Origin of the sequence: Pelagimonas varians, from assembly GCF_003208435.1 — a bacterium.
GTDB classification, from domain to species: domain Bacteria; phylum Pseudomonadota; class Alphaproteobacteria; order Rhodobacterales; family Rhodobacteraceae; genus Pelagimonas; species Pelagimonas varians.
In genome coordinates, this window is record NZ_QKMF01000007.1 from 205,742 (window position 1) to 228,499 (window position 22,758).

The 22,758-nt window shown below is 55.8% G+C and carries 24 protein-coding genes; 5 read left to right on the forward strand and 19 right to left on the reverse strand.

Features of this window, described 5'->3' with window-relative positions:
- Window positions 1-4 precede the first annotated feature (4 nt).
- From C8N36_RS11845 to C8N36_RS11870, 6 genes are all read right to left on the reverse strand, one after another.
- On the reverse strand, window positions 5-430 hold the full coding sequence (locus C8N36_RS11845; RefSeq protein ID WP_306456912.1) for a hypothetical protein: 426 nt from the start codon (window positions 428-430) through the stop codon (window positions 5-7).
- Window positions 431-438: 8 nt separating this feature from the next.
- Complete coding sequence (locus tag C8N36_RS11850) at window positions 439-1,446, reverse strand: endonuclease/exonuclease/phosphatase family protein (RefSeq protein ID WP_097804499.1); 1,008 nt, start codon at window positions 1,444-1,446, stop codon at window positions 439-441.
- Window positions 1,446-2,126 (reverse strand): TerB family tellurite resistance protein, encoded by a 681-nt coding sequence (locus C8N36_RS11855; RefSeq protein ID WP_097804498.1) that lies wholly within the window; start codon window positions 2,124-2,126, stop codon window positions 1,446-1,448. The genes C8N36_RS11850 and C8N36_RS11855 overlap by 1 nt, the downstream gene beginning before the upstream one ends.
- A gap of 99 nt (window positions 2,127-2,225) precedes the next feature.
- Window positions 2,226-2,837 (reverse strand): VOC family protein, encoded by a 612-nt coding sequence (locus tag C8N36_RS11860; RefSeq protein WP_097804497.1) that lies wholly within the window; start codon window positions 2,835-2,837, stop codon window positions 2,226-2,228.
- Window positions 2,838-3,060: 223 nt separating this feature from the next.
- The gene (gene scpA, locus C8N36_RS11865; protein WP_097804496.1) at window positions 3,061-5,190 is read right to left on the reverse strand and encodes a methylmalonyl-CoA mutase; all 2,130 of its coding nucleotides are present in this window, start codon (window positions 5,188-5,190) and stop codon (window positions 3,061-3,063) included.
- Complete coding sequence (locus tag C8N36_RS11870) at window positions 5,153-6,136, reverse strand: hypothetical protein (protein ID WP_245910797.1); 984 nt, start codon at window positions 6,134-6,136, stop codon at window positions 5,153-5,155. The genes scpA and C8N36_RS11870 overlap by 38 nt, the downstream gene beginning before the upstream one ends.
- Before the next feature lie 154 nt (window positions 6,137-6,290).
- On the opposite strand from C8N36_RS11870, the gene C8N36_RS11875 reads away from it, so the two are divergent.
- Window positions 6,291-6,698 carry a DUF4174 domain-containing protein gene (locus C8N36_RS11875; RefSeq protein ID WP_245910798.1) on the forward strand — a complete coding sequence of 136 codons (408 nt, stop codon included), beginning with the start codon at window positions 6,291-6,293 and terminating at the stop codon, window positions 6,696-6,698.
- A gap of 4 nt (window positions 6,699-6,702) precedes the next feature.
- On the opposite strand, the gene C8N36_RS11880 is transcribed toward C8N36_RS11875, so the two are convergent.
- From C8N36_RS11880 to C8N36_RS11910, 8 genes are all read right to left on the reverse strand, one after another.
- Window positions 6,703-7,215, reverse strand: a complete 513-nt coding sequence (locus tag C8N36_RS11880; protein WP_110767895.1) for a hypothetical protein — start codon at window positions 7,213-7,215, stop codon at window positions 6,703-6,705.
- Window positions 7,216-7,315: 100 nt separating this feature from the next.
- Window positions 7,316-9,361 (reverse strand): acetyl-CoA carboxylase biotin carboxylase subunit, encoded by a 2,046-nt coding sequence (locus C8N36_RS11885; protein ID WP_097804681.1) that lies wholly within the window; start codon window positions 9,359-9,361, stop codon window positions 7,316-7,318.
- Window positions 9,362-9,481: 120 nt separating this feature from the next.
- Window positions 9,482-9,685, reverse strand: coding sequence for a hypothetical protein (locus C8N36_RS11890; RefSeq protein ID WP_097804493.1), 204 nt, complete (start codon window positions 9,683-9,685; stop codon window positions 9,482-9,484).
- 352 nt (window positions 9,686-10,037) lie between these two features.
- Window positions 10,038-10,400, reverse strand: a complete 363-nt coding sequence (locus C8N36_RS11895) for a hypothetical protein (RefSeq protein WP_097804492.1) — start codon at window positions 10,398-10,400, stop codon at window positions 10,038-10,040.
- A gap of 159 nt (window positions 10,401-10,559) precedes the next feature.
- Window positions 10,560-10,703, reverse strand: coding sequence for a hypothetical protein (locus tag C8N36_RS24170; RefSeq protein WP_170125865.1), 144 nt, complete (start codon window positions 10,701-10,703; stop codon window positions 10,560-10,562).
- A 214-nt stretch (window positions 10,704-10,917) separates the two neighbouring features.
- Entirely contained in the window at window positions 10,918-11,376 is a 459-nt protein-coding gene (locus tag C8N36_RS11900) for a DUF6497 family protein (RefSeq protein ID WP_141468031.1), read from the reverse strand.
- Entirely contained in the window at window positions 11,373-11,741 is a 369-nt protein-coding gene (locus C8N36_RS11905) for a hypothetical protein (protein WP_097804490.1), read from the reverse strand. Before C8N36_RS11905 ends, C8N36_RS11900 begins: the two co-directional genes overlap by 4 nt.
- Before the next feature lie 8 nt (window positions 11,742-11,749).
- Window positions 11,750-13,282 (reverse strand): acyl-CoA carboxylase subunit beta, encoded by a 1,533-nt coding sequence (locus C8N36_RS11910; RefSeq protein ID WP_097804489.1) that lies wholly within the window; start codon window positions 13,280-13,282, stop codon window positions 11,750-11,752.
- A 263-nt stretch (window positions 13,283-13,545) separates the two neighbouring features.
- Between C8N36_RS11910 and C8N36_RS11915 the strand changes: the two genes are divergently transcribed.
- Together C8N36_RS11915 and C8N36_RS11920 are read left to right on the forward strand one after the other, a co-directional pair.
- Window positions 13,546-14,772: a multidrug effflux MFS transporter gene (locus C8N36_RS11915; protein WP_097804488.1), complete on the forward strand. Its 1,227-nt coding sequence runs from the start codon at window positions 13,546-13,548 to the stop codon at window positions 14,770-14,772.
- 44 nt (window positions 14,773-14,816) lie between these two features.
- Window positions 14,817-16,217 (forward strand): helix-turn-helix domain-containing protein, encoded by a 1,401-nt coding sequence (locus tag C8N36_RS11920; protein ID WP_097804487.1) that lies wholly within the window; start codon window positions 14,817-14,819, stop codon window positions 16,215-16,217.
- Window positions 16,218-16,219: 2 nt separating this feature from the next.
- Here the strand turns inward: C8N36_RS11920 and C8N36_RS11925 are convergent, their stop codons facing one another.
- The 5 genes from C8N36_RS11925 to C8N36_RS11945 form a co-directional block, all read right to left on the reverse strand.
- Window positions 16,220-16,912: an N-acetylmuramoyl-L-alanine amidase gene (locus C8N36_RS11925; RefSeq protein WP_176527080.1), complete on the reverse strand. Its 693-nt coding sequence runs from the start codon at window positions 16,910-16,912 to the stop codon at window positions 16,220-16,222.
- A 12-nt stretch (window positions 16,913-16,924) separates the two neighbouring features.
- Window positions 16,925-17,623: a hypothetical protein gene (locus tag C8N36_RS11930; protein WP_097804486.1), complete on the reverse strand. Its 699-nt coding sequence runs from the start codon at window positions 17,621-17,623 to the stop codon at window positions 16,925-16,927.
- 45 nt (window positions 17,624-17,668) lie between these two features.
- On the reverse strand, window positions 17,669-19,156 hold the full coding sequence (gene gatA / locus C8N36_RS11935; RefSeq protein WP_097804485.1) for an Asp-tRNA(Asn)/Glu-tRNA(Gln) amidotransferase subunit GatA: 1,488 nt from the start codon (window positions 19,154-19,156) through the stop codon (window positions 17,669-17,671).
- Window positions 19,156-19,443: an Asp-tRNA(Asn)/Glu-tRNA(Gln) amidotransferase subunit GatC gene (gene gatC / locus C8N36_RS11940; RefSeq protein ID WP_097804484.1), complete on the reverse strand. Its 288-nt coding sequence runs from the start codon at window positions 19,441-19,443 to the stop codon at window positions 19,156-19,158. The genes gatA and gatC overlap by 1 nt, the downstream gene beginning before the upstream one ends.
- A 140-nt stretch (window positions 19,444-19,583) precedes the next feature.
- A complete protein-coding gene (locus tag C8N36_RS11945; RefSeq protein ID WP_097804483.1) occupies window positions 19,584-20,150 on the reverse strand; it encodes a hypothetical protein in 567 nt (188 codons plus the stop codon).
- A 106-nt stretch (window positions 20,151-20,256) separates the two neighbouring features.
- Between C8N36_RS11945 and C8N36_RS11950 the strand changes: the two genes are divergently transcribed.
- Both C8N36_RS11950 and C8N36_RS11955 read left to right on the forward strand, forming a co-directional pair.
- Window positions 20,257-21,261 (forward strand): hypothetical protein, encoded by a 1,005-nt coding sequence (locus tag C8N36_RS11950; RefSeq protein ID WP_097804482.1) that lies wholly within the window; start codon window positions 20,257-20,259, stop codon window positions 21,259-21,261.
- A 155-nt stretch (window positions 21,262-21,416) separates the two neighbouring features.
- Window positions 21,417-22,709: an O-acetylhomoserine aminocarboxypropyltransferase/cysteine synthase family protein gene (locus C8N36_RS11955; protein WP_097804481.1), complete on the forward strand. Its 1,293-nt coding sequence runs from the start codon at window positions 21,417-21,419 to the stop codon at window positions 22,707-22,709.
- The last annotated feature ends 49 nt before the right edge of the window (window positions 22,710-22,758 follow it).

Here is a 22,758-nt window from a genome sequence, read left to right on the forward strand (position 1 = left end):
TCGGTTACAGATCGATCTCTGGGTTGGCTTCTTCGATCTTCTGGATCTCTTCTGGCGTTTTCCGGCGCAAAATAATATCACCATTCTCCAACATTTCTGGCGGGTGATACACGCTCCAGTCTTCGACTTTCCCCATCAAATCGGTCAGGGCTGGTCCCATTTGCGCCGCGAAATCCTTCAGCATCGGCTCTATTTCGTCCGTCATGCTTTCCAGTTCTTGCAGCGCCGGTTCCATTTCTTTCATCAAACCTTCTAGGAAAAGTTTCGCTCCCTGCTCCATCAAAGACGGGGGTTCTTCGTCTTGCGCGGCCAAGGGGCTGGCGATCAAGGACAGGGCGAGAACGGGGGCTGCTAAATGTTTCATACCTTGAATATAGGCAGCGCCGAGCCGGTTGTAAGGGGAAATTGCGGGCATCGGGGCAATGGGCATGGCAGCGCCTAAAGATCGATATCCAAAGTCACCGGGAAATGATCTGACGCCAGCAACAGCGCATCACGCAGAACCGGATCAGACCAACATTTCGGGTCATCAAACGGGTGCCAGATACGCCACTCCCCTTGCCGAGCCCGCAAATCTTTGGACACCATAATGTAGTCCAACAAGGCTTGCAAAAAGCGATCTGGACGCGGCAAAAAGAAACGGGCAGTCGACGGGCGACCTGCCAAACGGCCGCTTAAAGCAGTGTCAGCATGTGGGTCAAACAAAGCGGTGTCCCCCTGCCCCAAAACGATCTCGACCGAACTGCGCCCAAACAGGTCTTCATATTCATCAAGACCGGGGCCATCGTTCAGATCACCCATAACAATCACACTGCCACCCGAGGACACAAGGTCATCGACCCGCCGGCGCAGCCAAATCGCCTGAGCCAATTGTTTGCGGCGATTGGCAATGGCCATCTGCATGACCTCATCCCGGTTGCGCGCGCCGTGCGGGGCCTTTGATTTCAAATGCGCCCCAATCAGGTGCAAGTTACGCCCTTGTGTGGTGCGTGCATGTACTTCCAGTGGTGGTTTCGAAAACGTCACCGCGTCTTTGGTCGCATCGATATCTAGATCAATATGCAAGACCCCATCAAAGCGGGGGGCCGGTCCGTCTTCGCCGCCTTTCGGGGTATGACTAACCGTCAAAACATCGGGATCGTACAACAGGGCAATTTCCTGCTGTGTTGTGTTGACAAACCCTGTCACCACCTCGCGTGTTCGCAAGTCATAAGTTTCGGAAAAGTTCACCAAAGCTTTGGTAGTCGAGCGTTTGGAATTGGTGTCAGGGGCCTCGATCACCATAACCGCATCTGCATCCATGGCCGTGAACACAGTGCCAAGAGCATCCGATTGTTGGCCCCGTGTTACATTGTGCCGTGCCGACCATTGGCCATCTCTTTGCAGCCGCCCCTTGTTGTCAAACAGCGCGTCAAACCATTCAACGTTATAGGTTGCAAACCGCATTAGCGCCCTTTGCCCGAGATCTCGGCCCATGCCTCATTGATGTCTTGCATCCGGCGCTCAGACAGTTTGACCGCCTCTTCAGGGACACCGCGGGCAATCATGATATCGGGATGGCTTTCGCGGACAAGTTGCCGCCATGCCTTGCGAATTTCGGGCATAGGCGTGTCGGGGGTGACTCCTAGAACCGTATAGGGGTCTGCGGGCATTTCTTCGACAAACCGCGATCTCAAAGTGCGAAACCGCAGATCATCCATTCCGAAAATTTCGGCAACTTCTGCCAAAAAGCCGTCTTCCGCCGGATGATAGTTCCCGTCCGCAACTGCGATATGGAACAAGCCCTCCATCAAGTCACACAAAGTGCTAGGCTCATCTCCGAACATGCGCTGGATGCGCTGCGCATAGATTTCGAAACCGGCGACGTCTTGCCTTGCAAGGTTGAACACCTTGGCAGCTCCCTCTTCGTCCTCGGGCGCAATGTGAAAGACTTCGCGAAACGCCGTGACTTCATCGCGTGTTACCAAGCCATCTGCCTTGGCCATTTTGGCGGACAGGGCGATCACCGCGATGGTAAAGGCAATAGATCGCTCAGGCGGGCTGCGGAGCTTGTCGAAAACAGCTGACAGTCCTTCGCCAGACGCGAGGGCTGCAACAGCTTGGGAAATACGGGACCAAATAGACATGCGCGCAGGTTACGCCAAGCAAAGCCAAGTGTCAGGACGCAGATTAAGAATTTTTTAGATCACAACGACTTGTGATCATTTTGGGAAAATTTGATCGTTTTATTGCAAAATGCATGGCCCGTGCGGTGTGGAGATTTCAGCAGCCAAGCCGGGTGATCCAATTGCAAATCGGACCATGCCACTGTCCAAAAGCGGTTCCAAAAGGGTTGCCAGCTGGTCGGCCTGAGGATGTTGCACAGTCAGTGAAGTCAGTTTCAGACCGCCCGCAGGTATGAGTTTACCGGGAAGTAAATCACCATGCCATTGGATCAACGCTGGAAACAGGCCATCAAAGGGCAGCAAGCCGTCTTCGGGCACCGCCATGGCCCAACGCAAATCACCGCGCGACAGCTCAACCCGTTTGCCAGCCATAGGCAAAGCCCGCAAAGCGGCATCCAGATCGTCGACACGGCATACCCATTTATCAAGCCGCGCTGGACCGTGAAAACTGTCCAAGCCAAACCAGCGTGCATCCGGCGGCGGCGGGGCACCGGCATCAATGGCAATCGCTTCGATATACAGGTTTGGAGCAAGCCCTAGCAAACGATTGTGGGTGCCATAGCGGGCATGTTTACCGCCCGGCAAAAGCGGATCGCCTAGAACATCCTCGAGATGCGCCGCAGCTTCTTCCAGAGTTTCGCCCAAAACCGCAATATGATCGAGACTAAGCATCGTTTTGCACCATGAATATTCAGCCCTCAAACCCTGCACCCGCGACCAGCCTTGCAGGTCTAAATGGTGCTTTTCAAAGGTAGCTTACACAATGCAAACGCAAAATCGAGCGTCATTGCGCCCAAAAATTCAGCAATCGCGCGACGCAGGATAAAAAAAGCACCCTTGCAATGCAAAGGTGCCTTTAAGTGGCCCGCAGACACAGGCCAGTTCCGGTTCTAGTTTAGACCCGTGCTTCGCGGATCAACCGCAAGATGTCTTGGGCCGCCTCAGGAATATTGGTTCCCGGTCCAAAGATTGCTTTGACACCTGCTGACTTCAGGAATTCATAATCCTGTTGCGGAATAACGCCTCCGCAAATCACCAGAATTTCGCCTGCGCCCTGCGCTTTGAGCTCCGCGATCAGCTGAGGAGCCAGTGTTTTGTGCCCTGCAGCCTGCGAACTGATACCAACCACATGCACATCGTTGTCGATGGCATCTTGGGCAGCTTCATCCGGTGTCTGAAACAAGGGACCAACATCAACGTCAAAACCGATATCCGCAAAGGCCGTTGCGATGACTTTGGCACCACGATCATGCCCGTCTTGACCCATTTTGACCACCAACATACGCGGACGGCGACCTTCTTCTTCTGCAAAGGCTTCGATGTCTTTCTGGATGGCTGCAAAACCTTCGTCGCCTTCGTAAGCAGCGCCATAGACCCCTGCCAATGTTTTCACCTCGGCACGGTGACGGCCGAACTCTTCTTCCATCGCCATGCTGATTTCTCCAACAGACGCCCGCGCACGGGCCGCTTCGACCGCGGCCTCCAGCAGATTGCCGCCTTCTTTTGTCCGGCGGGTCAATTCAGCCAGCGCCGCTGTGCAAACCGCGTCGTCGCGTTCCGCCCGCATCTTTTCAAGCCGCGCAATCTGGCTTAGGCGCACGGCTACGTTGTCCACGTCGAGAATGTCGATAGGATCTTCTTTTGTCAGTTTGTATTTGTTCACACCAACGATCACATCGTCACCGCGGTCAATTGCGGCCTGACGTTTTGCTGCCGATTCTTCGATCCGCAGCTTGGGCATCCCACTGGCCACGGCCTTGGTCATCCCGCCCATGTCCTCAACTTCTTGCATCAAAGCCCAAGCGTCATTGATCAACTGATCTGTCAGGCTTTCAACATAGTAAGACCCAGCCAGAGGATCGACCACATTGGTCACACCAGTTTCTTCTTGCAAGATGATCTGGGTGTTGCGGGCAATCCGCGCCGAAAATTCGGTCGGCAAGGCAATCGCCTCATCCAAAGCATTGGTGTGCAAGGACTGGGTGCCGCCCAAAACCGCGCTCATGGCTTCGTAGGCTGTGCGGATCACGTTGTTATAGGGATCTTGCTCTTGCAAGCTCACACCCGACGTTTGACAATGGGTTCGCAGCATCTTCGAGCGTTCGGATTTGGCTTCGAATTCCGTCATGACACGGTGCCACAGCGTCCGCGCGGCGCGCAGTTTTGCCGCCTCCATGAAGAAGTTCATGCCAATGGCAAAGAAGAATGACAAACGACCGGCGAATTTATCGACATCCATGCCCGCTTCGATTGCGGCGCGCACGTATTCACGGCCATCCGCCAGCGTATAGGCCAGTTCCTGCACCAAGTTCGCCCCGGCCTCTTGCATGTGATAGCCAGAGATCGAGATCGAGTTGAATTTCGGCATCTCGTTAGAGGTGTATTCGATGATGTCTGAAATGATCTTCATCGAAGGTTCGGGCGGATAGATATAGGTATTGCGAACCATGAATTCCTTCAGAATGTCATTCTGAATGGTACCTGCAAGCAGTGCTTTATCATGCCCCTGCTCTTCGCCTGCCACAATATAATTCGCAAGAATTGGGATCACTGCGCCGTTCATGGTCATCGAAACCGAAACTTTGTCTAGCGGGATGCCATCAAAGAGGATTTTCATGTCCTCAACACTGTCAATCGCAACGCCAGCCTTGCCAACATCACCAACCACGCGTGGATGATCACTGTCGTATCCACGGTGCGTCGCCAAGTCAAAGGCAACCGAAACCCCCTGCTGACCAGCAGCCAGGTTTTTGCGGTAAAATGCGTTGGATTCTTCAGCAGTTGAAAAACCGGCGTATTGGCGGATTGTCCAAGGGCGGCCGGCATACATTGTTGCCTTCACACCGCGCGTATACGGCCCCACACCAGGCGTCCCGCCCATGTGATCCAGATTGTCGGTATCCGCAGCAGTATATAGCGGTTTTACGTCGATGCCTTCGAGGGTGTTCCAGGTCAGGTCGTCCAAGGGACGTCCGCGCAGTTCCTTTTCAGCGAGTTTTTTCCAATCTTCGGGCAGACCAGTCATGTATTTGTCCTCTCTCAGTCAGCGCCGCCGCCAGCTTGTTCGCTGGTCTTGCGGGCATGGGATCTTCTCTCAGTTTCGCCAATCCTTCGGCACCGGCACGCAGCCAGTACAGATCGTCGGCATAAGCCTCGCGTAGTGCAGAGGCTTGGTAAGGGGTAAAGGGCTGCCAGCGCCCGGTGTCTTCGGGCAGCAGGTCCGGGAAATCACCGCGGTCCAACAAGGTATTGCGAAGTGCTGGCAATGTGTCGCTGCGATTGGCCCAAAACGCACCCATTGCGGCGGGCGGAATTTCAGCATCCGCAATAGCAAGGCCTAACAAATGATCGGGGTGCGGAGCAAAGCGCTCAAAAGGGGTCACAATGATTTCTGCATCCGGACAGGCACAGGCAAGATCGGTGATTACATGGCGCCAACTGCGATCAGAACTTGCAATTGTGTCAAGTGTTTCAGCGCTAGGCACCGCTTCTCCGCGTGGGATCAAATACGACATAGCCGACCCCCACCAACGGTCAAGTGTGCGCACTTGAACCATGATCCGGGTCACCGGTTCAAAAGCGGAATGAATCCGCGCCATGCGTTCACCGATGTCGGGATAGAGACGGGCTTTGCGCAGGCTCCGGCGCGCAGTTCCCATCAGGTTTTCGTCCGACACGATGAGTTGGCGGATGCCCCGCGCATCGGCTCCGGCAAGGTTAAGTTTAACACGGCCCACTGCATGGCGGGTCTGCTTTGCTGTTTGAGGGCGCTCCGAGACGCCATGCAACATTCCCTTGCGGGTGCGCCAAGGGCCCCAAAACCCGATTCCATCGGCTGCCAAAACCGTGCGGTTGGCACGCAGATACTGTTGGAAACTGGTTGATCCAGTGCGGTGCGCACCGATGTGCAAGATCACGTCCATATAACAACTGGCCCCCAGGCAGCCCGCGCTGTCACTGGCGCAGGTCATTACAATTGCCCGCAACCTTGACGCTGTGCCTATGAGGATGTCGTTAATGTTAAAATTTTCACGGTCATAAGGCGCATAGCCCTGTGCACGGCCACCTACGCACCCTATATCTATGTGTATGAACGTATTTTCTCGTCTGGCCTTAGCGGCACTTGTGCCCGTATTTCTTGGTTCCGTGGCGGTTTCCGCCTCAGAAACCGAGCAACCATTTTCCTTGATCCAAAACGCGGACGAGACAACGCTTGACGACTGGATGTGGTTGAAGCGGCCTGTCATTGTCTTTGCGGACAACGCGAATGATCCGCGCTTCATCGAACAAATGCGCCTGATCGAAGCCCGGCCTGATGCTTTGTTGGAACGCGATGTGGTGGTGATCACCGATACCGATCCGGACGCAAAATCATCTGTCCGGCAAAAGCTGCGCCCGCGTGGATTTATGCTGGCTGTATTGGCCAAGGATGGCTCAGTGGTGATCCGCAAACCCGCCCCTTGGGACGTGCGGGAAATCACGCGGTCAATTGATAAATTACCGCTGCGCCGCCAAGAAATCCGCGAACGATAACATCTTAGATATTGCCCCGTAAAAAGAACGCCAGATTTGACGGAGGATACACCATCAACAAGGCATTTCCGGCTGCGTCGTAGACCGTCCGCGTGTCTGGGGACATCAATATTTGATAGTAGCCGTAGGCGATTTCGTCCGCCATACAATCCTTGACCGGTCCCACCCCTGTTGACAGCATTCCCAGCCCTTTGCCCAGATCGCGTGACATCAGTTGTTCCGAAATCTCGTTCGGGCTGGTTTCGGCTATGTCGAACAAAACCGGCTGTCCCCTGCGCACGCGTATCAAAGCCGTGTCGATGGATCGGGCCCGCGGAATTTTGCTGCTGATTTCCGGACGCGCCAAATCGAAAACCGCCACCGTACACGTGACTTCCGAGGTAAAGAACAGCGTTTCGGACAGGTAGATCCATTTGGAGAGCTGACTGCGCAACGCCATTTCCTCGTCCAGCGCGCAGCCCGATAGCAACGCCGACAGCGTCGCAAGTATGACCCCTATGGGGAATCGGGCCACCATGGCCTGCCTCCAAAATCCAAGCATCCGTTCCCGGAAAGATACCCGGCAAAGATTTACACTTGGTGTTCGCAAGCAGATATGTGGCGGCCCGGTTCAAAGTTTACTCGAATTCCATGATGACATCATCAACCGCAAGGCTATCGCCAGCAGCTGCATTGATCTTGGAAACGACTCCCTTTTTCTCAGCGCGCAGGATGTTTTCCATCTTCATCGCTTCAACAGTACACAGCGCTTGCCCGTCTTCGACCTCGTCCCCCTCGGCGACGTTCACGTTGACGATCAAGCCGGGCATTGGGCACAGCAACATCTTGGACGTATCAGGCGGCAGTTTTTCCGGCATCAGTTTCGCAAGTTCGGCCTGACGGGGCGAGCGGACATGCACCTTGAGATCCGCGCCGCGTGACCGCATCCGGAAGCCTTGGGTGATCTTGTCGACCTTGATCACCAATGGCGCGCCATCAACTGTCATCCGGGCAAGACTATCGCCCGGCGTCCAATCCCCTTCGACCCGCAATTCGCCGCCGTCTGCAAAGCGCACAGTAGACCCTTGCTGATCGGCCTCGATTGTGACGTCAAACGCCTGATCTTGCAGCGCAACGTTCCATTCTGACCCAACCACCCGTTCGTGGTTATCAAGACGGCCAGACACCCGCGCACGGCGAATTTCGCTGACGCGGTTCATTGCAGCAGCAGCTGCCGCAACACGCCGAAGTTCGGCGTCGGCCAAGGTAACGCCTTGGAATCCGTCAGGGTATTGCTCTTCGATAAAGGCGGTGGTCATTTCGCCCTTGATGAACACCGGATGATCCATAACGGCCGACAAGAAAGGCAAGTTGTGGCCAATGCCTTCAACTTCAAAACTGTCGAGCGCGATGCGCATTTCTTCAATGGCTTCATCACGGGTCGGGCCCCATGTGCACAGCTTGGCGATCATCGGATCGTAATACATGCTGATTTCGCCGCCTTCATAGACGCCGGTGTCATTGCGCACAGCATATTTGCCAGCCGGCGCATCGCCCTGCCATTTGTCGTTTTCCAACAACAATCCCGCTGCGACTTCGGCAGGGGGACGATAGCGGGTCAAACGGCCAATCGACGGCAAGAAGCCGCGATAGGGATCTTCGGCATACAGACGGTTTTCAATGGCCCAACCGTTCAGCTGTACATCATCCTGAGTGATGCTCAGCGGCTCGCCATTGGCAACACGGATCATCTGTTCAACCAGATCAACACCGGTGATCAGCTCGGTCACAGGGTGTTCCACCTGCAAACGGGTGTTCATCTCAAGGAAGTAAAAGTTGCGATCGCCATCAACGATGAATTCCACGGTCCCGGCGCTTGCGTAGCCAACGGCCTTGGCCAGCGCAACGGATTGTTCCCCCATGGCTTTGCGGGTCTCGGCATCAAGGAAGGGCGACGGTGCCTCTTCGACAACCTTTTGCTGGCGGCGCTGGATCGAGCATTCCCGCTCGTTCAGATAAATGCCATTGCCATGTGCGTCGCACAGCACCTGAATTTCAATGTGACGTGGCTGGGTGACGAATTTTTCGATGAAAATTCGGTCATCGCCAAAGCTGTTGGCCGCTTCGTTTTTGGACGATTGAAACCCTTCGCGGGCTTCCTCATCGTTCCAAGCAATCCGCATGCCCTTGCCGCCGCCACCTGCGGAGGCCTTGAGCATCACGGGATAGCCAACTTCGTTCGAAATCTTGACGGCTTCGTCCGCGTCTTCGATCAGCCCCATATAGCCCGGCACTGTGCTAACCTTGGCCTCTTGGGCGATTTTCTTGGAGGTGATCTTGTCCCCCATGCTTTCGATTGCGCCCACCGGGGGGCCAACAAATGCGACGCCTTCGGCGGCCAGCGCCTCGGCAAATTTAGCGTTTTCCGACAAGAAACCATAACCCGGATGCACCGCCTGCGCGCCCGACTGGCGGACCGCGTCCATGATCTTGTCGATCACGATATAGGACTGATTGGCCTGTGGCGGGCCAATGTGGATCGCCTCATCGGCCATCTGCACGTGCAGCGCCTGCTTGTCAGCGTCCGAATAAACGGCGACGGTCTTGATACCCATTTTGCGCGCGGTCTTGATGACCCGGCAAGCAATTTCGCCGCGGTTGGCGATCAGGATCTTGTCGAACATGTCTGTCCCTTTCCTTATGTCGTAGCCCGAAAGCGCCAAGCGCTCCGCGGCATGCAAAAAGACCGCCCGGCGCAAAGCGCACGAGCGGTCAAACCAACACAGAACAATCCACTGACAGTGTCAGCAGCGTTCTGGATATTTCTGGCAATAGGCGATGTTCCCGGCTGCACCAATCGCAGCCCCGACAAGCGCATCTTGTTCCAGGACAACAGCGGCCGCACCGCCTGCCCCAGCCCCAACAAGCGCTTGCTCACCAAGCGTGTCACCACAGGCAGCGAGCGTGCCAAAGGCAAGCGCCACCGCAATCCATTTATGCTTTTGCATGTTATGCTCTCCTCAAGGATCCTTATGACGGATACCGTCTTGGACCATGCAGCGACTGGCACAGGCCAGCCCATCTGCTCACTTGAGATGATTTCGGCGAAACCTGGCCGAGGCATAGAAATTTTGGAACGATAAGACCGAACGACACTTCCGAAAAATTGGGGCGGACAAACAGGGGATTGTCCGAACCGCCCCGTTAGGAAAGGGTCACGATGAAGGCTGATCACGTCTTGGGACCGCGTTGCATCCTTCATCTGTAGGTTGCCAAAACCAGTGGCCGCCGCATAGCGCATTGCAAATCCGCCGCCGAAATCGGCAGCGTTTTGCGCAAAATGAGAGGCCAATGGCAGGATCACGCCCATTCCTCCGGTTTGTCGAACATATCAGGAAAGGAAACGCGCGTGGCGGCCTCATCAATCACCAGCAAGGCCTCATAGCTTGAGGCATCAAACGGATCGTCATAGGGCAGCACTTCACGGCCAAACAACCAGCTAAGGCGGCCAGCGTCCAGATTGCCACGTTCAAACGGTTCTGTTCCGAAATGATCCCAAAGCGCCTGCATAAAGGCGGAGTCAGCCCGGCGATCCGCAGGCCGGCGATCGCGAAAACGTTCGCGCCGTGTAATGGCACTCGCCCCTTTGGGATTTGGCCGCCGAACAACAAATTGAAAATCAGTCCCGGACAGGCGTCCGGGGAAACCGCGATGCTTGGTCATATGTAACATTGTGTACCCTCCGATTGGTATTCCCAACGGTGGGTGCATCGCGAACAGAACTCTTGCAAGAGTTTTGCCAAAGCTTTGCAAAGCTTTTGTGCGCCAGTCTCGGAAGTAGCGCAGTGCGGAACGGGCCCGAAAGCCCGTCCCGTGATCGTATTACTTGTATTTGCCTGTGTAGACGGGTTCCATGGTGATCGGCTCTGGATCAACCACAATGAACTCTTCTTCTTGCTGGCCACCACAAGCGGAAACGCCTGCGACGATGGCGAACATGGCAAGCAGTTTGATGCTCTTGGACATCTAAGACTCCTGTCAGATTCAACGAGACCTGCACGGCCATACGGCCCTGCCTGCCCCTTTTGCGAGGTAAAGATTGCTTGGGAGCAATCGAGGCTCAAATTAGCTGACAGGTTTGCAAAAAGATATGCTCCCAAATCCGAGAGAAAATCCTGTGACTGCAAAGCCTCATAAAGTTGTCCACATGAGAGTCGATCCGCAACATGTTGTGTATGCATCAAAAAACCTCCCAGATACAGAGACCGTTTTCCACGGTATAACTCTCGAAAAACTGGGTGACATCCGGGTTCATCGCCCCGAATTCAACAGGTTTTTCCATCAAGGTCACAGTGATCTGTGACGGTGTTACCCCATTGATTTCAAGTTGCGGCAACGCGAACTGATCGCACAGATACGTCATGCCCTCGGCAAGGTCATCGAACCCTTTGCCGCCCTGCCCAAGCCCGGGCAGCACAAAGCGAAATCTTTGCGCAGGCGTATCATCAATCCAGTCGTGAAACTGAACATCAACGCCAGACGGCAGTGTGATTGGTTCGGCGGCAGACAAAGGGCCTGCAACCGCTGCGGTCATCAAAAATGAAATAAGTGCGCAGCCCCGACCCCAACCGGGTCCTCCCGCCGGGGCTGCTAAAATCCCGGGCGTGCCCTGGGATGTAACTGATACGGCAACAGTCATGTTGCCCGCCTTTTCGCCCATTTCAGCCACCTTGCGCGATGCGCGGGGCTGTCCAGCAGCGATTGGATTCGGTTGGAAAGGTTTTTCGGCACAGAGCCCGGCACCAAGAACTGGCCGCCCGCTGTTACTGTCATTCCCTCTTCCGTAGTTGAGACCAATATCACAGGTGAGAAACCGCGCAAGCCCCTAAGTTCACGCCATAGGTCCTGACGGATTTGACGTGCCAGACGGCCCCGCAACGCAGGTGGAAACACAGCTTCGGCCTGCACGTCGAACCGTGCAGGCAAATGCCGCGACAGCGTGAATTGCGCGCCCTCGCGCAATTCATACCAGCCACCGCGTGACTTATGGTTTCCCTGCCCCATGACGATCCTTACAGCGGAATGTTGTCGTGCTTTTTCCACGGATTGGTCAGCTGCTTACCACGCAGCATCGCAAAGGCACGTGAAACACGGCGACGTGTCGACTTTGGTTGAATGACTTCGTCAATAAAGCCGCGCTCGGCCGCAACAAACGGATTGGCGAACCGGTCTTCATATTCCGCAGTATGCGCCGCGATCTTTTCCGCATCGCCAAGATCGGCACGGTGGATAATTTCGGTGGCCCCTTTGGCCCCCATCACCGCGATCTCGGCCGTTGGCCATGCATAGTTCACATCGCCGCGCAGGTGTTTGGACGCCATAACGTCATAGGCACCGCCATAGGCTTTGCGGGTAATAACAGTGACCTTTGGAACGGTGGCTTCGCCATAGGCAAACAACAGTTTCGCACCATGCTTGATAACGCCGCCATATTCTTGCGAAGTGCCTGGCAAGAAGCCCGGAACATCAACCAGCGTCAGGATTGGAATTTCAAAACAATCACAAAAGCGGACAAAACGCGCAGCCTTGCGGGAACTGTCGATATCAAGGCAGCCGGCCAGAACCATTGGCTGGTTGGCAACAACACCCACAGTTTGCCCTTCAAGACGGATAAAGCCGGTCAGGATATTGCCTGCGAAATCCTTCTGGATCTCATAAAAATCCCCTTCGTCGGCAACCTTTGCGATCAACTCCTTCATGTCATACGGCATGTTGGGGTTTTCAGGGATCAGCGTATCAAGGCTGGTTTCGATCCGGTCCACGTCGTCAAAGAACGGACGCACGGGGGGCTTTTCGCGGTTGTTGAGCGGCAGGTAGTCTACCAAGCGGCGCACTTCGGCGAGCGCTTCGACATCGTTCTCAAATGCGCCATCCGCAACCGAGGACTTTTTAGTGTGGGTAGATGCACCGCCCAGTTCTTCTGCTGTTACAACTTCATTGGTGACGGTTTTCACCACGTCAGGACCGGTGACAAACATGTACGAGCTGTCTTTCACCATAAAGATGAAATCGGTCATCGCAGGTGAGTAAACCGCGCCGCCCGCACATGGGCCCATGATCACCGAGATTTGTGGGATCACACCGGATGCCATGATATTACGCTGAAAGATTTCAGCATAGCCGGCAAGGGCATCGACACCCTCTTGGATGCGGGCACCGCCGGAATCGTTCAAACCGATGATTGGCGCGCCGTTTTGCATCGCCATATCCATGACCTTGCAGATCTTGGCTGCGTGGGTCGCGGACACCGAACCACCCAGAACAGTAAAATCCTGACTGAACACATAGACCATGCGTCCGTTGATTGTACCCCAGCCGGTGACAACACCGTCGCCATACGGCCGGTTGTCTTCCATGCCGAAATCGGTGCAGCGATGGGCGACAAATGTGTCATATTCCTCAAAGCTACCTTCATCGAGCAACAGCTCAATCCGTTCACGGGCTGTCAGCTTGCCTTTGGCATGCTGGCTGTCGATGCGTCGCTGGCCACCACCCAAACGGGCGTTTTCGCGGCGGTCATGCAGCTCTTGAAGAATGTCTTTCATCTGCGGTCCCTTTCGTGTCAAACGCGCCTTTGGTCAGGTCTTTTGCAAATTGACGCACAGGGGCTGTGCAATTTACAGGAGACGGCCGTGCCGCGCGGATCATGCTGAGGGGCAAAATACAGCTCAAAGCCCTTGCCTCAAGGGTTTCTTGGCAAATTTGCAAATTCTGAAAATAACCCCTGCGGATAATTGCAAAACTGCAAAGCCCCTTTGTTTACTAATCCCTGCATAGACAAAGCTGGTTTTGAGGCCTACCGAAGAGCATGGATACCCGTATTGAGGTCCGTTTTCGCGACCGCACAACCCCGCCACATATTGTCACACTGGTGCTTCTTGCAGGCATGTCCGCGCTTGCGATGAACATTTTTGTGCCGTCGCTGCCCATGATGACAGCCTATTTTGACACTGAATATCGGCTGATGCAGTTGGCGGTGGCCGGATTTCTGGCATCAAATGCCTTGCTACAAATCTTTATCGGGCCGATTTCGGATCACTATGGCCGCCGCCCGGTTTTGCTGGCAGGCATTGCGTTGTTTTGCGTCGCCACCGTTGGCTGCTTGATAGCTCCGGATGTCTACAGCTTTTTGGTGTTCCGGATGCTGCAAGCTGTGATCGCCACCGCCATGGTCCTTAGCCGTGCCATCGTGCGTGACATGTACCCCCAAGATCAAGCCGCATCGATGATCGGTTATGTAACGATGGGGATGTCCGTTGTTCCAATGGTTGGCCCTGTGTTGGGCGGCTATCTGGGTGAGTTGATGGGCTGGCAGGCAAACTTTTGGCTCTTGCTGATCGTCGGGTTGATTGTTTTGTGGCTGACCTACCAAGATGTCGGTGAAACCAAAGTCCGGACAGGTCAAACCATGGCCGAGCAGGTCCGCGAATATCCCGAACTGCTCACCTCGCCGCGGTTTTGGGGTTATGCGCTGGCATCAGCCTTATCATCCGGCGCGTTCTTTTCCTATGTCGGCGGCGCGCCTTATATCGGGACCGAGCTATATGGGCTTGACCCATCAGAGTTGGGATTCTTCTTTGGAGCCCCCGCCGTTGGTTATTTCTTCGGCAACTTTATCACCGGAAAATTTGCGGCCCGCATTGGCGTCAATAAAATGGTTCTGTGGGGCAGTTTGATTGTCACCATTCCGATGATTACCTTGCTGGGTATTTTCGCGGCAGGGCATGGATCTGTCTGGGTATTCTTTGGCTTTATGACCTTTGTCGGCATCGGCAACGGCATGACCATCCCCAATGCCACTGCAGGGATGCTTTCGGTGCGGCCCCGTTTGGCAGGCACAGCGTCCGGGCTCGGCGGGGCTATTATGCTGGGCGGAGGCGCGGCCATGTCTGCATTAGCGGGATTGCTGCTGCACCCCGGCACGGGTGCTTGGCCGCTGCTATGGATGATGGCGGGGTCTTCTGCAGCCTCAGTGTTTGTAATTCTTCTGGTAATTCGGCGGACAAAGCAAATTGGGGGGCTGGACGCCTCCTGAATTAGATTGCAAACTTGCGACACGTTAATCGCAAAGGTGCAAATATGGCGACTCAAAAGCTCTATGCCGGGGCCAAACTGCGGGACATCCGCACGCGGCTTGGCCTGACGCAAAAGGACTTTGCCGCCAAGCTGAGCATCTCCCTGCCCTATCTAAACCAGATGGAGAACAACAACCGGCCCGTGTCGACCACGGTGGTTCTGGCGCTGGCGCAGGAATTTGGCTTTGATGTCACAGAACTGGGCCAAGGCGATGCTGAACGTCTGGTATCTGACATGCGCGAGGCCCTTGCAGATCCGGTTTTTGGCGAAGCACCGCCGCAATTGGCTGACCTGCGCTTGACCGCGTCAAACGCTCCGGCTTTTGCCCGTGCGTTTTTGGCCCTGCACCGCGCCTACAAACAAACCCATGAACGGTTGGCATCGCTGGACGAAGCGCTAGGGCGTGAAGATGCCCAACTGCGCCCCAGCCCGTGGGAAGAAGTGCGTGATTTCTTTCACTATTGCGACAACTACATTGATGCCGTGGACCGCGCAGCCGAGCATTACGCGCAGTTGCACGCCACCGAACACGACATTCGATCTGCCGCCATTAGCAGGTTGGCGCGCAACGGCATCACCGTGCGCTTTGCACAAACCTCGCCGATGCGGGCCTATGATGCCGAACGGCGCGAATTGACGCTCAGCGGACTGGCTCCGGTTGAAACCCAGACCTTTCAACTCTTGGTGCAAGTGGCCTTGATGGGGCAATATCAATTGCTGGATGCCACTCTGGACTTGGCCCGCTTTCAATCGGACGAAGCCCGCGCCATCGCCAAACTGGGTCTGGCCAACTATTTCGCCGGCGCAGCGATGATGCCTTACAAAGGTTTTCAACTTGCCGCTCAGGAAACCCGACATGACCTAGAGCTGCTTTCAGCGCGGTTTGGCGCTTCGGTTGAACAAGTGGCCCATCGACTGTCGACCCTGCAAAGGCCCGGAGCAAAAGGTGTGCCCTTCTTCTTTGTTCGGGTTGATCAGGCCGGTACAATCACCAAACGCCATTCCGCCACCCGCCTGCAATTTGCCCGTTTTGGCGGGGCTTGCCCACTTTGGAATGTCCATCGCGCCTTTGAAACACCGGGGCAGTTTTTACGGCAATTGGCGGAAACACCTGATGGGGTGCGGTATATTTCACTGGCGCGGGATGTGTCCAAAACCGGCGGCCACTTTGGAGCCCCGCACAGGCGCTATGCCATCGCGCTGGGTTGCGAAGTGCGCCACGCTGCGGCGCTGGTCTATGCCGATGATATGGAATTCACGCGTGCGTCAGCCTTTGAACCAATCGGGATTTCATGCCGGATTTGCGAACGGACAAAATGCCATCAACGGTCTGTACCGCCTCTCGAGAAACGCCTGTCGATTGACCCGTCCATGCGCGGAATTCTACCCTACCGCTTGGAATAGCTTTAGCTGGTCAGCGGGTTAAAGGGCTGCGCAGGCCATCGCGCCGCGAGATCCGCTGCCAGCGCCCGATCCGTATCGTCCAAAGGGCCGATCGCCCACGGCCGAAAGCGCATCCGAAAGGCCGCAAGCAACAGGTCTTGTTGCCCAGTATCGGCGACATATCCAAACCGTGCACAATCCTTGGCAAAATCGCCCGCTGCAGCAGCCTTAGGCCAAACAGACAAGCCTTGCATCGCCAACCGTTTCCAATCAAACCGTGCGCCCGGATCAATTTTTCGGCCCAAAGCGCAATCAGAATGGCCAATCACACGCTCTGCAGGAAGGTCCCAACGGGACATGATACCTGTCATCAACCGCTCTAACGCCGCCATTTGCGGTTCGGAAAAAGGCTGTGATCCGGTGTTGGAAATCTCGATGCCGATGGAATGGGAATTTACATCGCAGGTATCGCCCCACGCCCCTGCCCCGGCGTGCCAAGCCCGCTGGGTTTCGCACACCAGCTGCCACAGCTTGCCATTTTCGGCCAAGACGTAATGGGCAGAGACTTGCGACTCGGGGTTACACAACCAGTCCCTTGCGCCGATTGCGCCGGTCATGGCCGTGTAGTGCAGCACCAGCAATTCGGGCCGCGCGCTCTTGCGCCGCGGCCCGTAGTTTTGCGACGGATGCTGGGTCGCGTCCGAAGCGCCAATCATAAGGTCTGCCTATTAGCCACGTGCCGCGCGAAACGGCATCGGGTTCCAATCACAGGCAAAACCGTCGCCATCCGGATCCATGCCCAAGTTGTCTTTTTGCGGACCACCCTTGGACAAAAACGCCTCTTGCGCCAGATCAGACGACGCATAGCCAGCGCAGGCTTTGGCATACTTGGTCTCTGCCCGGTAAGTAGAACGGGAATAGAGCGAGCTGCCAACCGGATTGTCCGTTTGCAGTGCATATTCAACAATGTTCGGGGCATTTGATCCCGGACGCTTGGGCAAGTCGGTCGGTGCAATCACCGTGTATTGTGCCCGGTTTTGCGCAATCATATTGGCGTCTTCAGCAATACCACGCTGTGCGGCAACCGCATCAAAATCGTTCTCGCCCGAGATACCCACGGAATTGCGAACCAGATCCGGCGGAGTGTTCTCAAGCGCCGCAGTGGCGACCGGAACAGCAGTGGCAGCCGCTGCCTGCACAGCCGCTTGATCCACGCTGTCCAGCGCGGTCGCTTGAACCGCCACGGGCGGCGCAATGATAGCGGTGGTGTCGCCGTTCAGCTTGGCTTCGCGCTGTGCTTCGTAGCTGTCATAATCACCGAAACCGACACCGCGGCCAGTGTCGACCACGCCTGCCGCGCTGTCAGGCACTTTGCCTGCGCAAGCCGTAAGGGCCAGAACCGCCACACCCAACATCAAAAACCGCATAATCGCTCCTGCCTCACCTCAATCGGTGTTAACTATTGACGGCGCTTACCACCATTTCGCGGGTTTGGCTACAAATCCGGCCGCTTGCTCTAGCGCATAAGCGGTATTCAGCAGATCGCCCTCTTCCCACGGACGGCCGATCAGTTGCAGCCCCAAGGGCAAGCCTTTTTTGTCCAGACCCGCCGGAATGGCGATGCCGGGCAAGCCCGCAAGGTTAACGGTCACGGTGAACACGTCATTGAGATACATCTGAACAGGATCAGCGTCTTTCATCTCGCCCAGACCAAAGGCCGAAGTCGGGGTTGCCGGGGTCAAGATCGCGTCAACGCCTTGGGCGAACACATCCTCAAAGTCTTTCTTGATCAGTGTCCGAACTTTGCGGGCGCGGTTGTAATAGGCGTCGTAAAAGCCCGCCGACAACACATAGGTGCCGATCATCACACGGCGCTGCACTTCGTGACCAAAGCCTTCGGCGCGGGTCTTTTCATACATCTCGGTGATGCCGTCACCAGCGTCCAATGTCGCGCGGTGGCCGTACCGAACGCCGTCATAACGGGCAAGGTTGGAAGACGCTTCTGCAGGCGCAATCACATAATAGGCGGGCAGCGCATATTTGGTATGCGGCAGGCTGATGTCGACGATCTTGGCCCCGGCGTCTTGCAACATTTTACGGCCTTCGGCCCATAGGGATTCGATTTCCTCAGGGATGCCGTCCATGTGGTATTCGCGCGGAATACCGATGGTTTTACCCTTGATGTCGCCTGTCAGCATTGCCTCAAAATTCGGCACGGCCAGATCGGCCGAGGTGCTGTCCATAGGGTCGTGACCGCACATGGCTTCTAGCATGATCGCGGCATCGCGCACGTCTTTGGTCATCGGCCCCGCTTGATCGAGCGAACTGGCAAAGGCCACAACGCCCCAACGCGAACACCGTCCGTAAGTCGGCTTGATCCCGGTGATGCCGGTGAACGCTGCCGGTTGGCGAATAGATCCGCCGGTGTCGGTGCCGGTGGCCGCCAAACACAGATCCGCCGCGACAGCCGAAGCTGACCCGCCAGAGCTGCCGCCCGGTGTCAAAGCCGTCTCATCATTGCCGCGGCGCCACGGGTTTACTGCATTGCCGTAAGCTGACGTTTCGTTGGACGAACCCATGGCGAATTCATCCATGTTCAGCTTGCCCAGCATAACCGAGCCTGCGTCGAACAACTGGCTGGTAATCTTGCTTTCGTATTCCGGTTTGAACCCTTTGAGGATGTTCGACGCCGCTTGGCTGGGAACACCTTTGGTGCAAAACAAATCCTTGATGCCCAGCGGGATGCCGCACATGTCGGGCGCATCGCCAGCTTTGATACGGGTATCGGCAGCTTTGGCTTGTTCGCGCGCCAAATCAGGGGTGTTGTGCACAAAGGCGTTCAACGCGCCCGCGCCTTCGATCGCCGACAGGCAGCTTTCGGTCAGCTCAAGGCTGGTCACATCCCCTTTGCGCAGCGCATCGCGGGCTTCGGCAATTTTCATATTGTTGAGATCAGCCATTATTCCACCACCTTCGGCACAGCAAAGAAGCCTTCGCGCGCATCCGGCGCATTTTTCAACACTTTTTCAGGCTGGTCGCCATCGGTCACAACGTCAGCGCGGCGCTTGAGGCGCATTGGCGTGACCGAAACCATGGGTTCGACCCCGTCAACATCCACTTCGTTGAGTTGCTCAATAAAGCCGAGGATATCATTGAATTCCTGCGCCAGCGCCGGCAGCGCGTCATCTTCAACTTTGATACGGGCGAGTTTCGCCACCTTTGCGGCGGTCGCGATGTCGATCGACATTTGGCAGGCCTCTTTCGTGTTTCGGGTCGGGTTTGGCTTTAGCGCGGCGGCCTTTGGCCTGCAAGGGTTCTACGCCGCAAATGGCACTCTGCGGCGGCTCCGCCCGCGAAAAAGTGAAGGGGGCCGGTGCCCCCTATGGTTTAGGGCAGCATCACACCCTTGCGGTTGAAGGTCGCGCGGTCTGTGGTCAGGTCGTCGTAAATCAGCTGTACGGTCACCGTTTCCACGGATCCCGCTGCGAACTCACGGTAGGGCAATCCGTCTTCGGGCAACATTGCATTGGGGCTGTTGGTGTCATCGTGGCAGGCAGGCAATGGCCATTCTTCCAGCGGGTTGTCATTGATCGCAAACTTCATTGCAACCAAGCCGCAGCGCCACGACCAGATATGGGTGACGTAAACAAGATCCTGACCGTTGAAATCGCGCACAGCCACCCAATTGGATCGGGTCACATCCATGATCGGTTTAACCTCAAGCGCAGTGGTAAAACGCCCTGTCGCAACCTGCTGCTCAGCCTCATGGGGAAGAACTTCGGGTTCTGGCGCTTGCTCGGGCTTGGCACCGGGCGGAAGTTCCTCTCCACTGCTGGCAACTACCGGCGCTTGCGCGTCTCCGGTATCCAGAACAAGGGTTTCGGTGCTGGTCGCCTCAGCGCCTTCGCCGCCACCACCTGCCATTGCCAGAACTATCAATAAAACATCGAGCATTGCGCGCTCCTACTTGGAATTCATGGACTAAGGGCGGATCAATGCTTTTGAGCCTGACGGATCGTGCCTATAGTACCCGCAAAAGACAAACACGGGCAGGCACAGCATGGCACGCAAAGCGCGCGGTCCTCAAACTGTAAATATTTGCATAGTTGGGCAATCGGGGCGTCTGCAATATGAAGCTGTGCTTTTTGCAGCGTCTTTGCACAAGAACACCCCGTCTAACCGGTTCCGCTTGTTTGTCGCGCAGCCAAAACCCGGCCCGCTTTGGCCGGAAGATCCACGGATCAAGGATATAGCCTGCCGGGATTCGCTCGCAGAACTGGGCGCAACCTTTGTAGAATTTGACAGCAACCATTTTGGCCATGACTACCCTTATGGCAACAAGATCGAAGCATTGGCTGCCCTGCCCGAAGGTGAACCGTTTGTCTTTTTTGACACCGACACTTTGATCACCGGCGATCTGGGCACCGTCCCTTTTGATTTTAACCGGCCTACAGCATCGATGAAACGCGAAGGCACATGGCCGCAGATTGAACTGTACGGTCCGGGATACAGCCAAACGTGGAAATCGCTTTATGATCGTTTTGGTTTGGATTTCGGCAGCTCGCTCGATCTGAACTGGCCGGATGAGTATTGGAAACGCTACCTGTATTTTAATGCAGGATTCTTTTTCTATTCCTGCCCAAGGGTTTTTGGTGACTTATTCCTGAAATACGCGTTGGAGATCCGCGACAACGCGCCAAACGAATTGGTCTGTCAAGCCTTGGACCCGTGGTTGGACCAAGTCGCACTGCCACTTGTGATCCATGCTTTGGGCGGCGGGCGCAGCACCCTGCCCGATGGCATGCTGGATGGTGACACAAGCTGCCACTATCGGGTTTTACCGCTTATGTATGCCCGCGAATCCGACCGTGTGATTGAAATTCTCGAAGAGATATGCGCGCCTAACAAAATCAAGAAAGTGCTCAAATCCTATGATCCGTTCAAACGAATGATCTATCAAGGGCGCGGGCAAAAAGTGCGCTTGATGTTTGATCGCGATGATCTTCCGCGCAAGGAACAAGCGATCCGCAATAAAATCAAACGCGAAGGTTTCTGGATGCGCTAAGCCGCAAAACCGCGTCCCGAATACCCAGACACCACTGGAAAAATTCCCCGCCAAGCACGGACATGGTGGGAAAATCTGCCTTTCAGCTGTGCTCCCCGTTGCCGGTTTGGGCTGGATCGCCTAACCATTGCGCAAAGAAAATCAGGGAGAGAGACATGACAGACACGCCCAACTACGGTTTCGACACGCTGCAAATCCACGCCGGTGCCCGGCCCGACCCAGCCACAGGCGCACGGCAAACGCCGATTTACCAGACAACGGCCTATGTGTTCCGCGATGCCGAACACGCCGCTGCTTTGTTCAATCTGCAAGAAGTCGGATACATCTATTCGCGCCTGACAAACCCGACAGTTGCGGTCTTGCAAGAACGTGTTGCCACTCTCGAAGGCGGTGTTGGTGCCGTTGCCTGTTCCTCCGGTCATGCAGCGCAGATCATGGCGCTCTTCCCGCTGATGGCTCCGGGTCTGAATGTTGTGGTGTCCACGCGCCTTTATGGCGGGTCGATCACCCAGTTCAGCCAGACCATCAAACGGTTCGGCTGGGAAGCCAAGTTCGTCGACTTTGACGATCTGGACGCTGTTGCCGCAGCGATTGATGACAACACCCGCGCAGTCTTTTGCGAATCCATCGCCAACCCAGGTGGCTACATCACTGATCTGGACGCGATTTCAGCAATTTCAGACAAGGCAGGCATTCCGCTGATCGTCGACAACACATCGGCCACGCCCTACCTGTGTAACCCAATCCAGCACGGTGCGACTTTGGTTGTGCATTCGATGACCAAGTATCTAACCGGCAACGGCACAGTCACCGGCGGCATTGTGGTCGATTCGGGCAAATTCGACTGGTCCGCCAGTGACAAATTCCCGTCGCTGAGCGCACCCGAGCCAGCTTACCACGGTCTCAAGTTCCACGAGACCTTTGGCCCGTTGGCTTTCACCTTCCACGGCATCGCCATTGGTCTTCGCGATCTGGGTATGACCTTGAACCCACAGGCGGCACATTACACCTTGATGGGCATTGAAACCCTGTCACTGCGGATGGAACGCCACGTCGAAAACGCGACAAAGATCGCCAACTGGCTGGAACAGCACGATGCCGTCGAAGCGGTCACCTATGCCGGGCTCGACAGCTCGCCTTCCAAATCGCGCGTCGCGCGCATCTGCCCCAAAGGCGCGGGCGGTTTGTTCACCGTGTCGCTTAAGGGCGGCTATGACGCCTGCATCAAGTTCGTCGATTCGCTGGAAATTTTCAGCCATGTGGCCAACCTTGGCGATACCCGCAGTCTGGTGATCCACTCGGCCTCGACCACACACCGTCAGCTGACGCCTGAACAGCAAACTGCCGCAGGCGCTGGCCCGAATGTCGTTCGGATCTCGATCGGGATTGAAAACTCCGAAGATCTGATCGCCGATCTGGATCAGGCTTTGGTCAAAGCCAACAGCTAAGGCCCAACAAAAAGCAGGGTCGCCGAATGGCGACCCTGCTCTATGAGGC

Coding starts and splice junctions, on each gene's coding strand:
- gatC (WP_097804484.1), bottom strand. CDS start 19,443: ATGTCGATCGACATCGCGACCGCCGCAAAGGTGGCGAAACTCGCCCGT.
- C8N36_RS11900 (WP_141468031.1), bottom strand. CDS start 11,376: ATGACTGTTGCCGTATCAGTTACATCCCAGGGCACGCCCGGGATTTTA.
- C8N36_RS11920 (WP_097804487.1), top strand. CDS start 14,817: ATGGCGACTCAAAAGCTCTATGCCGGGGCCAAACTGCGGGACATCCGC.
- C8N36_RS24170 (WP_170125865.1), bottom strand. CDS start 10,703: ATGTCCAAGAGCATCAAACTGCTTGCCATGTTCGCCATCGTCGCAGGC.
- C8N36_RS11845 (WP_306456912.1), bottom strand. CDS start 430: ATGCCCATTGCCCCGATGCCCGCAATTTCCCCTTACAACCGGCTCGGC.
- C8N36_RS11855 (WP_097804498.1), bottom strand. CDS start 2,126: ATGTCTATTTGGTCCCGTATTTCCCAAGCTGTTGCAGCCCTCGCGTCT.
- gatA (WP_097804485.1), bottom strand. CDS start 19,156: ATGGCTGATCTCAACAATATGAAAATTGCCGAAGCCCGCGATGCGCTG.
- C8N36_RS11905 (WP_097804490.1), bottom strand. CDS start 11,741: ATGGGGCAGGGAAACCATAAGTCACGCGGTGGCTGGTATGAATTGCGC.
- C8N36_RS11885 (WP_097804681.1), bottom strand. CDS start 9,361: ATGTTCGACAAGATCCTGATCGCCAACCGCGGCGAAATTGCTTGCCGG.
- C8N36_RS11950 (WP_097804482.1), top strand. CDS start 20,257: ATGGCACGCAAAGCGCGCGGTCCTCAAACTGTAAATATTTGCATAGTT.
- C8N36_RS11890 (WP_097804493.1), bottom strand. CDS start 9,685: ATGCAAAAGCATAAATGGATTGCGGTGGCGCTTGCCTTTGGCACGCTC.
- C8N36_RS11930 (WP_097804486.1), bottom strand. CDS start 17,623: ATGCGGTTTTTGATGTTGGGTGTGGCGGTTCTGGCCCTTACGGCTTGC.
- C8N36_RS11895 (WP_097804492.1), bottom strand. CDS start 10,400: ATGACCAAGCATCGCGGTTTCCCCGGACGCCTGTCCGGGACTGATTTT.
- C8N36_RS11925 (WP_176527080.1), bottom strand. CDS start 16,912: ATGATTGGCGCTTCGGACGCGACCCAGCATCCGTCGCAAAACTACGGG.
- C8N36_RS11910 (WP_097804489.1), bottom strand. CDS start 13,282: ATGAAAGACATTCTTCAAGAGCTGCATGACCGCCGCGAAAACGCCCGT.
- C8N36_RS11870 (WP_245910797.1), bottom strand. CDS start 6,136: ATGACCTGCGCCAGTGACAGCGCGGGCTGCCTGGGGGCCAGTTGTTAT.
- C8N36_RS11860 (WP_097804497.1), bottom strand. CDS start 2,837: ATGCTTAGTCTCGATCATATTGCGGTTTTGGGCGAAACTCTGGAAGAA.
- C8N36_RS11915 (WP_097804488.1), top strand. CDS start 13,546: ATGGATACCCGTATTGAGGTCCGTTTTCGCGACCGCACAACCCCGCCA.
- scpA (WP_097804496.1), bottom strand. CDS start 5,190: ATGACTGGTCTGCCCGAAGATTGGAAAAAACTCGCTGAAAAGGAACTG.
- C8N36_RS11955 (WP_097804481.1), top strand. CDS start 21,417: ATGACAGACACGCCCAACTACGGTTTCGACACGCTGCAAATCCACGCC.
- C8N36_RS11850 (WP_097804499.1), bottom strand. CDS start 1,446: ATGCGGTTTGCAACCTATAACGTTGAATGGTTTGACGCGCTGTTTGAC.
- C8N36_RS11945 (WP_097804483.1), bottom strand. CDS start 20,150: ATGCTCGATGTTTTATTGATAGTTCTGGCAATGGCAGGTGGTGGCGGC.
- C8N36_RS11880 (WP_110767895.1), bottom strand. CDS start 7,215: ATGGTGGCCCGATTCCCCATAGGGGTCATACTTGCGACGCTGTCGGCG.